Origin of the sequence: Paenisporosarcina sp. FSL H8-0542 (genome assembly GCF_038632915.1) — a bacterium.
Lineage (GTDB): Bacteria > Bacillota > Bacilli > Bacillales_A > Planococcaceae > Paenisporosarcina.
Window position 1 is genome coordinate 2,123,732 of the sequence record NZ_CP152050.1, and the last position, 12,890, is coordinate 2,136,621.

The window sequence follows — 12,890 nt, forward strand, 5'->3', positions numbered from 1 at the left end:
ATAGTACAGAATTAAAACATCAAACCCTCTAATAACTAAGCAAAAAGCATAAGTAAATGAGAAAACCTCATTTATTTATGCTACGGTTCAGCGTTTTAGTGCTAGGAGGCAAAAAAGGGTATGTTCAGAAATCACTTTGAACATACCCTTTTTGATAATTTGTCATTTTATTTGATGAATATCGCTTTATGCAAATCTATTCTTCCAGCAGTTTAATTTCTACCAGTAACCTTTTTAGCATGACTGCTGTCTCTGCCCTTGTTGCAGATTCTTTTGGTTGCAATTCATTTGCCTTGTTTCCTTGAATTACGCCAAGTTGTATAGCTAATGCTACGTCTCCTCTGGACCATGCACTGATAGATTTACGATCGATATATTTTGCCAATACTTGATCCACATCCACTGTTGGTGCTTGTTTCTCTATGATTTTGTATGCACGACCCATCAATGCAGCCATTTGTTCACGTGTGATGTACATACTTGGTTTAAATGTATTGTCTTCGTAACCATTGATTAATCCTGCTTCAACAGCTGATTGTAGTTCCGAAACATACCAATCCGTTGGTCGGACATCTGTAAAGTTTTCTTGCTCCTTTGCTTTTGGCAAGTCGAGAGCACGCGCAAGTAGGGCTGTGAATTCTGCACGTGTAATATCTTTTTCGGGTGCAAATAATCCATTTTTCAGTCCATTAATAATGCCTTTTGTTGCTAATAATTCAATATCCTCTTTTGCCCAATGTTCTGAGATATCAGCAAAAGTGATTGGTTCAGGCGTTGGCTCTGGAGTTGGTGTTGGGTTTGGTTCTGGATTTGGCGTTGACCCGTTAAGCTTAATGACTTCTTTCTCGACAAGATTGCTTTCTGTAGTTACTTGAACGGTAAAGGATACATTGTTGGTCAATGCTTCTTTCGTTTTATACGTATTCGAATACTTTCCTGATTCGTCAGCTGTGAATTCGTCGATATACATCAAATTTTCGGATGTAAGAACATTTCCTTTGAAAACTGTAATCGTCATTACTTTATTGGCATATTTGGCATCATGTCCACTAGTTGTAAATGTGCCATCTTCATTATTGGTTGTTGCAGCAAGTGTTAATAATGGGATACATAGGCTTATTACAACTGTTGCGATGAACATACATATTAATTTTTTCATCCTTAACCTCCATCTAACTTCATTCGTACTTAGAAAGTTATCAGCGAGAAGATTACTTCCCGCTGAACAGAACAATTGATTATCTTAATACAGGACGTTTTAATGTTTCATCCCATTTCCAAACCGTTTCAAAATCCCAACCTAATAACTCACTGTACGTCTCAATCGTTTCGATTTCTTCTTTTGTTTTACTTAATCCTGACACACTGGATCCAGCATTTTCTTTTGTTTTTTCCACATTAACGATCGATCCATTATAGGCAAAGTTATTTTCCAAAATTGCAGTATGTCCGCTTAATATACGACCGACGACTCTATTCGCATATGGAGATGTTACAGTTCCATTTAATGCAATCGTATTTTTCACAGCTGTATTGTTGTAACCATATCCGGAAATACCACCTGCATTACTCTTAGTGGCACTCACTTTACCAGTAGCATACACATTCTCTGTCAAACTTCCAGAATTTGTGATACCTACCAGTCCACCAGCTTGACTCCCAGTTGCCGATACATCTGCGTTGGAGTAACTATTTCGTATTACAGCATTTGAGTACCCAACTAATCCACCTACTGTATTGGCCCCAGTTACTTTACCTGTCGAATAACTATTTTCGATCGTCCCATTGTTAAGATTCACTAGTACACCAGTTTGAGATGCGCCAGTTTCTCCGGTTACATCTACATTCACCATCGCGATGTTATGGATAGTTCCACCATTTAAATGAATAAGAGCACCTGAAGTTGATTTGAAGTTAATCAGCTTTTTCCCGTTACCATCAAGTGTTCCCATAAATGGTGCATCAACAGCAAATGGTGTTAATACTTCTCCTGTTAAATCAATATCATTTTCCAAAGTATACTTTTCATTTAAATGATCATCGATTTGCTTAAGGTCTTCCACCGTTCTGATCATGTAGAATCCATTTTCATCCTGATCCAATGATGGTTTTCCTGCCCCACTGTTTTCCGTAAGTTCTTTATTCCCTATTAATATAGGTCGATCTGCGTTTTCATCCCACGTCCATACGTGATTAAAATCCCAGTCAAGATCTTCAAACGTTGCTTGGTCTTTAAGGGCATCTTCACTCTTACCAAGACCTTTTTCATTATTTGGATCTTCCTGAGTGATTGCCTCTTTGCTGACAATCATCTTCTCTTTTGCGATGTTATTTTCTAATTCCGCCTTTTCGCCAGCCAACACTCTTCCTACAATTCTATTAGCTGCGGTAGTCGTAATTACTGAAGTATTCAATGCAGCACTGTTCTGTATCACTGTATCACCATAGGCGTAACCACTGATTCCACCCGCATTGCTTGCTCCTGCTGTTACAGTACCAGTTGCATATACATTTTCTGTAATACTTCCACGGTTCGTAATCCCAACCAAACCACCCGCTTGTTTTTCATTTGCTTTTACATTGGCGGTTGAATAACTGTTTCTAATTATTCCATTTGAATAGCCAACCAGGCCGCCGACAGTCGACTGTCCCTTGATAGCTCCTGTCGTGTAGGAGTTTTCAATCGTCCCATTATTTACATCTACCAGAATTCCTACATCATTCGTTCCTGTAGCAATGTTCACATCCAAAACAGCGATATTTTTGATCGTGCCGTTATTAATCCGGAATAATCCAGCACCATTTGTTGAAATATCAACACCTGTTATAAAATGTCCATTTCCATCAAAAACTCCACTGAATGGGGTGGCATCGGATCCAATTGCAGTAATTACATCCTGGTTTCCAATGATATCTTTTGTTAGGATATAATGTTTATCCGGATAATATTGGATTTTCTCCAAGTCTTGAACTGTATCAACTTTATATGGATTTTCTGCAGTACCTTCTCCATCCATCGCTTCTCTTACAATTCTAGAAGGGAAAATAGGATTTTGATTCGTCAAATTGTCCCAAACAAAAAGTTTCACCGTATTTTGATCATTATAAATAAGTGGTTTGTCGAAATTGATGATTTGTTCACGACCAAGTCCCTCTAATGCTACCTCTTTAATCTGTGCATCGATAAGCTTTGTACCTGTTGCATCATAGGTAGCACCAATCACAGTAACTTGATCACTTGAATTCGGATAGTTTAATAAACCAACTCCATTAAACTCTCCATCCTCCACATCTACACTTGATAATTCCATATGGCTTTCCGGCGGAGTCAATGTAAATTCATCAATAACAGTTCCGGCATTATTGTAGGCTTTAATCGTTAAGGAATCTTCATTAGCTTCCAGAATCACGCCAGTCTGAACATTTTCATCGTAAACTACGTTATCCCAATCATAGACTTCATTGTCATAAAATTTAGGACCAGATGAACCCATTGTAATAAACGTAGTCCCTAAGTTCATCGCGTCTTGGTTATTATTCATGACACCGTCTCTAATGGTTGTACGTTTATATACATGGTCATGCCCGCCAATATAAAGGCTTACTCCCAATTGTTGAAGTTTCTTAGATATTTGTGCTCTACCTGTACTCATCCCAGCATCATCGCTATGTGAACCACCATAATACGGGAAATGCCCCATCACAATTTTCCATTTCTTATTGGTTGCTCTCATGTCTTGCTCAAGCCACTCTAATTGCTTATCCGTGAAGTCCATCGAGTTTAATACAGCGATGTGTGCGTCTCCATAGTCAAACGAATAATTCCCTTCTTTTTTCGTTCCTTTGCCATTTTCAGGTAAGTTGAAGAAATTCGTGTATGAGCTTGCATCAACATCTTGTATGACTTCATGATTCCCAATCATGTTTGCTGATAACAAATTCAGGTCTTTGTAGATATACTTCATTACATCCGTCCAAGCATCAGTCATACCAGCTGAATTCACCAAGTCACCAACTTGGATCATTAGCTTGCCGTTTGCATTGTTTTGTTTCAATACATCCAGCATGTCAGTATAAAGCTTAAAGCTTTCTGGATTTCGGTCCGGAACTTGGAGATCCCCCATAAGGTAAATCGTTGTATCCTCTGATTCAGGAGCTGTTTCAAATGAATACGCTTGTCCCCATGGACCTTCCGGAGTCAGGCCATATCGGTATTGATAAGTTGTCCCTCTTTTTAAACCCGCTAAATCTGCCTCATGTGAAGCTAGTACTCTATAACTACTATTGTCTATATTTTCCCCATATGCAGATTCAAAATAAGAAACCTTTGTTTCCATGACACTTGCATTGCTCCAATCTTTTTCGGAAGTAGGCATATACTGAACATGGGCTTCCTTCAGAACACTGTCCGTAACCAGTGTTATGCCTACTTCTTCTTCCGTTGCCCCAACATTTACAGTTGGCGTAAATTCATTTAAAATTTTGTCTCCATCTAGACTAGTATCATCAACCAATATTCTGACTGTGTTAACCCGTGAATTTCCTGCTGAATCCGTCGTATAGTATCTAACAAAGTATTCGCCGTATTCCTCTACCACGAAATGATTATCCACTATTTCCGCCATGCCTTTAGAATCGAAAACTTCTGCTTTCACATTAGGAGTTTCACCACTATCATCAATTGATGTTGCATCAGGAATTTCCACTGTATCACCTAACTGAACAGTAGAAGGCAATTCCCCGTTTATGACGATGTCAGGAGCGTAGTCAGTTCCTTTCGTTACTTCACCAACCCAGATCGGTGCACTAAGTATTTCATCTCCATCTTTCTGGAAAGTTCGAACGAAGAAATATTCCCCATCACTGGATGGTATCGACTCATCTAATACAAACTCATTGTTATTAATATCCTTATATTCTTTTACAATCTCACCGTTGTTTGTATAGATAGTGACATTGTCAATAAGATCCTCTGTGTCTGGATCTTTCAATAAAACATTAAGATTAAGTTCTTTTGTGTCCCCAGAGAGTATAGAACCCATTATATTTCCATTAGCTGAGTAACCTAATTCAAAATTTTCATCGAAAGTAACATACGTACGGCGGTTCGCCATTGCATCGTAAATACTTTCTCTGGTTAATTCATCTGTCCAAACACCTGTTAAAGCAGGATTTCCGCTTCCCCAATTGGCACTGTGTTCATCCCCTCCATAGGAAGGAGAAAGGTGCCACCCATTATCTAAAGCTTGGACGAATGTGTCAAAATAACGTGAAACTTTATATTCAAACAACGTAACGTTATCATCTATGTCTTTATTTAAATGACCAAAGCCATTGAAATTGCCTTTACTATTTGGATCGGGATGATTGAATTGTGCAATTGCACCTTCTTCTTCTGCAAGACGACCATAAAATGTTGGAAGATCATACATTAATTCGCCCATTCCAAATTGTCCAGTTGCCCCTTTTCCATATGTTCTAGGAAACCATTCTGTATTGAACAAATTGATATGCCCAGCATTGTCATACCAAGTTACTTCAACACCAGGTATTGTTACAAGACTGTCAGAATTCAATCTATCAAGCTCTGATCGAGAAAACTTGTATTCATCCGAGTAAGAATCTGTGTAGCTTTCCAGATAGTCATTACCAGTAGTTATATCAAACGTCACATCATGTTCCGACGTACTGTAAAAATCAAGATTCGTATTTTCCGCCACATGATTAACAGCATCCTCCGGGAACAACACACCATCACTAATGGAAGTATGCGAATGCAACTCCCCCGTAAATAACTTCAGATCTAAATACTCTGCCCTTTCACTGTCCGGTGCACTCTCATCCCCTGCAGCATAGGCAGGAAACGTTTGCATCATCAAAGCTAACGGCATTAACAAAGCTATGCTCTTTCTCATTAGAACACTACTCTTTTTTCTCACTTGTAAACCCCTTTCTTTTGGTCGTGCAATCACTCACACAATTCTCACACAATCTAATATTTATCATATTGATGCTTTTATTTTCCATATTTCGGATAATTCTTAACGAAATTTACTATAAGTTAACAAAACTTAGTATATTTTCAACAAAATCATTCATCCAAACCCAATAATAAAAACACTCCTTCTACCTTTTCAGGCGGAAGGAGTGTTTTGTGATTTTCTATTATGTGCTGTACAGTTGAGAAAAATTATTCTAGTCTTTCGGCAACTCCGGGCTGATCGGATCATTCACATTGGTATGCGACTGATTGATTAAATCAATCCTTTTGATAAGAAAAGGATGTATCGGAAAACTTGGATTCAATTAATAGTATTAAATCCTGAATGTCCTGCTTGGTGGCTGGTTGTTTATTAGCGTTCAACTTATAACCAAGTTCTCCATTAACCTCTATTGTTCCCCACTCTAGATCACCTATAGTGTAGATTCCAACTTGGCGTAATCGCATTTCAAGATTTTCAGTAGTAAGTCTCATTTTTTTCATGTTTTCTTCATTTATGGTCCCATTTTCAATTACTAATATTGATTTTCCTGTAAGAAGTTTTTCTACCCCTTCAAACTTTATTTTAAGATACTGGATTACAAACACTGTAAGTATGAGAACAGAAGCAACACCAAATGTGTTCCAAAGTCCTTGGTTCTCGATAGGACGACTAAGTAAAGGTCCAATCGTAATCATTATAACAAGTTCGGAGACGGTCATTTGAGAAATGGAATTTCTTCCAGCTAGTCTTAATAAGAGCATTCCCACTACAACAATGAGAACTGCATTCCAAATCAAATTTAATTGCATATTACCAACCCTTTTTTGATTAGTTTGCCCACAGGACTAAATAATAGACATTTAATATAGAGGGTGTAGGGATTAAAACGAGAATTTCCATTTGGTGCAGAAGATGCAGTAAATCCGGATATTCCTAGACTTTGTGGCGAAATCCATACAATTGGAGCAGCTAAACGATTAACAGACCAAATAATTGATCCTAATCGAAGTAAAGCACCCATTAGTTGAATAACAATATTGCGTTTAATACTTTACAAATGTGGTGATACCACGATGGGTACGACTTAAATCTTCTATCCACTTTTTTAAATTTAATTGATATAAATCATAAATAACTCGGTATGTATAACTTCCCACATTTACTTCAATTGGCTCAGGATTTTCTTGCATATTTTGTTTGTAATTTTCAAATGTGTGTTGATTCGGTACTTCGTATTTCTAGTACGGCACAGCACAAGTGTTTTCGGAAAAGGTTAATAATGGGGTTATAGAACAAGTAGTTGCCGTAACTGTTTTTAATGACGTGAGTATTTTAGCTACAAATGATAAATTCGCGGAAACCGAGGATTCATCCCTATCAGTACGGGCATATAGTAGAATTTATTACACAACTCCCACAAATGCGGATGGAGTGTGATTTGCGGATTTAACACGTGTAACCGGAGGCTGGACAATACTTGATTCAACCGTTAGTTTATCAAGCAGAATGGTACGTTATGGTGCTAGCAGTTGGCCTAATGGTGCGCAAACAGCCACTAAATATCCTACTGGTAATTCTTATGACTACACGACACCAGCAACATGGGCAGCCATTTCTTTAACAGGAAGTTATACCTTTGAGACAAATTCAACGGTAACTTTAAAGAGATGCACAAGTTCCACTTGGACTCTGTACTTACTAAACAATCTCTAACAAGAAAAATTAGATTAAAAGACAAAATTTACTCAAACCTTTTTTGTCTTTTTTATTTGAAATTGCATTATTCTTGTTGGCGAAGTAATAATTATTTCAACTCAATAGTTTCCGACATCCCATTCCATTTAATGGTTGCGTTTATATCTTTAGTTTCTTGAACAGAACAACCTTTACAAGAATATCCTTTAATTTCTAATACACCCTTATCAAGCCCTGAGTTCCCATCTACTTTCCCTGAACCATCTTCAATGATATAGTCAATTGTTTGTGGAATGGGGCCACCACCGACATATTCTATTGTAATGAATGTGGATTTGTCATTTTCATCAGAAATTTTCACTTCATAATTCACATCCCAATTACTACTTTCCCCTTCAAAACTTGTCATATTTGAACAAGCCATAAGCAAAATTGATAGTAAAGTAATAATTAATATTATTTTCTTAGACATACAATCGCCTCCATTTTTAGCAAATAAGTCAATATCGAACGCCCAAAAAATTATATTTCCTCCTCATACTGGTTAAATAACAACCGACATGAAGTGAAATACACTTTAAAAGATCTTTCCTTTTGTTCAACAACTAACATATATTAACTTATTATACATTATTCCCAAAAACCCCTTCTTATTTAAAACCCTTCAATTGACTTGGTTTAACAAAAAAAGGTTTCTGAACATAAATTTACTTTCCTTATTGAAATAAAGCATCCGTAAGTTGCAACTTAACTTGATTGGATCATTTTTCGTGGATATTTCACTCTCATTTTTCTACCTAAAACGCTACCTATCTGGATTTTATTCGAGTTTGCACCTCATATAATACTTTTGAAACCGAACCCCCTGAGAGCTGAAGGAAAAAAAGCTGTTTATCTACTCGTATTGGTTGAAATTTGTATCCTTTGGCATAACGGATGTAATATACGCTATTTCTTCTTCACTAAGATTAGGGGCAAAAAATTCCGTTCCCCAATGTTCAGAATGAAACATCGTAGTATCACCTTTGCTTAAGAAAATAGAGAACCATTTGATATTCTCCGTTTCAGCTATGTGATCATAAAGAAGACGATGTGAAATATCGTACGTCAGGATTCCTCGGAAAATGGTTAATTTCATATCTTCTGGCAACTCAGGATCGTCTTGAACTAAGGCTTTCGTTTCCTTAATCACTTCTTTTTCTTCATTCCAACAATGGATCTCGATGGTATCCGATTTCTCAATGAAGTATTTCATTAACGGAACCCAGTACTCATAATCTTCAGGCATCAGATTAGGATTAGGGAATGCTGGAATGGTGAAATGCAATTGATATTTCATGTTTTAACTCACCTTCCCTTCTATAGATCAACAATAAAGTATATTTACCGAACGTTTCACTTTTAAAGAAAGCTTATCATTGGCTGATTCGTCCGCCATCCATCGATTCGATTACTCAACTGGCATGTATAGTCCATACACAACCAGTTGACATAGCATCACAATTGGGAAGTATTCCTTTTATTCAACTAAAGCACCCTTTAGTTGAAGATTACCCTCTCTTTTTTTTAGTTATTTTTGGTTCTTCATACGAAATAATATCGATTATATGATTCAAGCAAGGAACCTGATAATGTACAAATTTGTCTTCGGGAAATATATCTTCTGCTATGGTTCCAGCTTTAATGAAATCTAAGTATCTTGATTTGGTGTAAACCTTAAATATTTCACCTTGAAAAACTTCATATTCATCCACCACTGTAAATGACTCATTTATTACCGAATAAGATACATAGGACTTAAATTCAAGTTGAATTGCTGGTAATCCATCATCCACTTCAAAAGGATAATAAGCTTCTGTAAATCGTTCACCTAAATCTATATCCTCACTTTTGTTACTGATTTTACATCTATCGATTAATATACATAGGGCATTTTCTTCAGGTTCTGACAAGTTGTTCAGATAAATGTAACCTTTTGATTTCATTAAATCGTTGTAATTCATATCATCATCCCCTCTTTCTTTGTACACTTAAGTATTCATTTTATCATTTCCCTTGTTCAACTATCCTGCCCCGTTAGTTGAATAAGAAAAAGGCTTTACCCCTTATTGAAGTAAAGCACCCGTTAGTTGAAGAAGAGATCCATTTTACAGGTAATTAACTTCGGCGTATCGAATAGATTGTGTAAAGGGGTGATTAAGTGGTAAGTAAAGAAAAATGGAAACGATGGCGTTTCCCAACTTTATTACTAGGGGCTGTTGGAATATCTGGACTGGGGGATTTTGTATTTTTGGTCGCTATAAATTTATTAGTGTATCAAATGACAGAATCCGCAGCAGCTGTGGCTGTTCTGTGGATTGTTGGACCACTTGCATCGATTTTCACGAGATTTTGGGCTGGGAGCATTATTGATCGTGCAAATCGCAAAAAGTTAATGATATGGACGGACTTGATTCGGGCATTATTAATCGCTTTGGTCCCTTTTATGCCTACCGTATGGGAGATATACATATTGTTGTGGTTTGTGAGCATGGCGAAAGCATTTTTTGCACCTGCATCGCTTACCTATATTACGGAACTTGTTCCAGCTGAACAACGCAAACAATTTAATGCATTTTATTCCTTAACAAGCTCTGGTGCATTTATTGTAGGACCCGCGATTGCAGGGGTGCTTTTTGTCATTGGTTCAGTGTATTTAGCAATCTATTTAAATGCAATCTCTTTTTTAATATCAGCAATTTTGTTTTTATTTTTACCTGATCAACAGAAAGAAAAAACATCATTTAAAAATCCATTGTCTTTTTCAGCTATTAGAGAAGACGCAAAAACCGTTATTGCTTTTGGAAAAAAAACACCCGTTTTTATGCTAGTACTTGCTTTGTATTTAGGAACACTGTTCACAACATTTGCTATGGATACGCAAGAAGTTGTCTTTACTCAGCGAGTCGTTGGGCTATCAGAGCTGGATTATAGTTTGCTCATTAGTATTACAGGCATCGGATCTATTTTAGGAGCATTAACGGTTGCGTCTTTTTCAAAAAAACTATCCATACGTTTTCTTTTTGGTGGAGGACTTCTTCTAATGTCACTCGGTTACTTACTGTATGCCTTCAGTACGTCGTTCATAATGATTACAATAGGGTTCGTATTACTGGGGTTTTTTAATTCTTTTGCTAACACTGGCTACAACACATTTTATCAATTTCATGTTCCAATTGAAATTATGGGGAGGGTGACTAGCTTTTATGGACTCATCCAAAGTGCAGGGCAAATCCTATTGGTAATAGTCTTTGGTATCGTAGCAGATATTTTTCCACTCCGATATACAATTATCACATTATCTCTGGTGAATTTCTTCTCTATAATTGGCCTGATCGTACTGATGAAACATCGTATCTATCAGTCGATTTTTAGTGAAGTGGAGAACAATGAAAAGATGACTGCATAAAAAATGCTACTTTTTCTTATTGAACTAACCTCCCTCTATAAACATTGATGTATCAACGGTTTACATCACTTCGTGATGTGAGGAAAAATATTTTTGACGGTTTCAATAAACATAGATTTGAATATATAGTTTTTATTACCAACTTAAGAGTACGCTTCGCTAAAACTAATGGAAATCATTAGCTTTTCTTTGCCATTATGTGATGCACAATGGATCTCTGCGAAACTTATGATGACGGACCCTCCCATGTCTCTTAGCGTCAGTGCGCTTACATTCCTTCGTTTGGTCTATTCATAAGGCAGAGGCCTGCTAAGCTGCCCCGGGGACTCATGGTCTTAGTTTAGTTATGTTGCTGGCTTCTCCGTGTCATCCTTCTTGTCATAAATCGATCATCGAAATGTTTACGCTGCCTCTGAGAGGCAGTAAAGATCCTTCATCATATACTGCTCATTAAAATGGACTTTCTTTTTACATATGCCATGTAATACTTTCAGTAATTTACCGCACAAGACCACCATTGATTGCTTACCCCGTAAGGGATTTTGTTTGCGTGTTGTGTAGTATTCATGAAGCTGTTTAAACGCCGCGTTATGACGTATGAGTGGAACTATTACTTTGAAGAGGATATATCTGAGTTTCTTTCGCCCTCTTTTCGAGATATGTTTTTGTCCCTTATGTTGACCAGACGAGTTTTCACGTAGTGTTAATCCCGCTAGTTTGATAAGTTGGCGTGGATTTTCATAAAGTGAAAAGCTCCCTACTTCAGAAAGTAAATCAACAATCGTCGCATCTCCTAAACCAGGAACGGAACTGAGTAACTCATATTCCATTGTTGTTTGTGCCATTTCGGCTAATTGATTATTTACAGAGGCAATTTCGGTTTCTAATAAGCGATACTGACGTAGGAGCGTGGCGATTTCATGTCGGGCCATCTTTTCTCCTTCTTTCAGGCCGATTGAGTTAGTCGAAGCTTCAATGAGAAGCTTTGCTTTCGGCAACTGTGGCGTTCTCATACCCTCTACCTCACGGTATAGAAAAACCAACTCCTCAGCTGTTTTCCCTTCAATATCCTGTGGAAATGGAGTCATTTCCAATGCCGCCAACGCCATCTTTCCAAAAGACGGAAAGACTTGAGTAAACTCTGGAAAATAGCGATCAAGCCAACGGACGATTCGATTTTTAATACTCGCTAAATCTTCCGTTAACTTTGAACGGAGAGTAGATCCGATACGAAGTTCAGCTTCTACCTCTTTTAACAAACGTGGATAACTAAAACGGCCATCCTTCAATAAGCGTGCGATGACCAACGCATCTTTTTTGTCGTTCTTTGTTTGTAAATTATCGTCCAGTTCCTTCGAACGTTTGACGTGCATTGGATTTACCATGACGAGTGGAATGCCATAGTTACCTAAGAAATAAGCCAAGTTCATCCAATAGTGGCCTGTAGGCTCAATTCCAACGATAACGTCTGTTTTCTTAGCTTCCTTCATGGTTTGACGAATCTTTTCATACAAACTTTCAAAGCCTTCTTTTGATTGATTTACTGCAAAGGATTTTTCAATCACACGCCCTCGTTCATCGACAAAGCACGCATAATGAACACGCTTGGCAATATCCATACCGACAACGAGTGTATTTTCAGTCACTTGATTAATTTTTTCATTGCATTTAAACTGCATAGAGAAGTCCTCCTAGTTAGCTGATGGGTCAATGGTCGTTGACACTCACATCATACTAGAGGGCTTTTTTTCTTTCAAGATGGC

At 37.4% G+C, this 12,890-nt stretch carries 8 protein-coding genes; 1 reads left to right on the top strand and 7 read right to left on the bottom strand.

The genetic code is table 11. The features are described 5' to 3' along the window. Positions 1–196: 196 nt before the first annotated feature. The 6 genes from MHH33_RS11050 to MHH33_RS11075 form a co-directional block, all read right to left on the bottom strand. Entirely contained in the window at positions 197–1,159 is a 963-nt protein-coding gene (locus tag MHH33_RS11050) for an S-layer homology domain-containing protein (RefSeq protein WP_342541759.1), read from the bottom strand. 79 nt (positions 1,160–1,238) lie between these two features. Continuing rightward, positions 1,239–5,915: a CehA/McbA family metallohydrolase gene (locus MHH33_RS11055; RefSeq protein ID WP_342541760.1), complete on the bottom strand. Its 4,677-nt coding sequence runs from the start codon at positions 5,913–5,915 to the stop codon at positions 1,239–1,241. A 344-nt stretch (positions 5,916–6,259) separates the two neighbouring features. After that, complete coding sequence (locus tag MHH33_RS11060; protein WP_342541761.1) at positions 6,260–6,781, bottom strand: YetF domain-containing protein; 522 nt, start codon at positions 6,779–6,781, stop codon at positions 6,260–6,262. Positions 6,782–7,788: 1,007 nt separating this feature from the next. Then, positions 7,789–8,151, bottom strand: coding sequence for a hypothetical protein (locus MHH33_RS11065; RefSeq protein WP_342541762.1), 363 nt, complete (start codon positions 8,149–8,151; stop codon positions 7,789–7,791). 423 nt (positions 8,152–8,574) lie between these two features. Next, positions 8,575–9,018 carry a hypothetical protein gene (locus tag MHH33_RS11070; RefSeq protein WP_342541763.1) on the bottom strand — a complete coding sequence of 148 codons (444 nt, stop codon included), beginning with the start codon at positions 9,016–9,018 and terminating at the stop codon, positions 8,575–8,577. Positions 9,019–9,229: 211 nt separating this feature from the next. Continuing rightward, entirely contained in the window at positions 9,230–9,682 is a 453-nt protein-coding gene (locus tag MHH33_RS11075) for a hypothetical protein (protein ID WP_342541764.1), read from the bottom strand. Positions 9,683–9,879: 197 nt separating this feature from the next. Between MHH33_RS11075 and MHH33_RS11080 the strand changes: the two genes are divergently transcribed. Beyond that, positions 9,880–11,127 carry an MFS transporter gene (locus tag MHH33_RS11080; protein ID WP_342541765.1) on the top strand — a complete coding sequence of 416 codons (1,248 nt, stop codon included), beginning with the start codon at positions 9,880–9,882 and terminating at the stop codon, positions 11,125–11,127. A 401-nt stretch (positions 11,128–11,528) separates the two neighbouring features. On the opposite strand, the gene MHH33_RS11085 is transcribed toward MHH33_RS11080, so the two are convergent. Beyond that, on the bottom strand, positions 11,529–12,806 hold the full coding sequence (locus tag MHH33_RS11085) for an IS110 family transposase (RefSeq protein ID WP_342541766.1): 1,278 nt from the start codon (positions 12,804–12,806) through the stop codon (positions 11,529–11,531). Between the last annotated feature and the right edge of the window lie 84 nt (positions 12,807–12,890).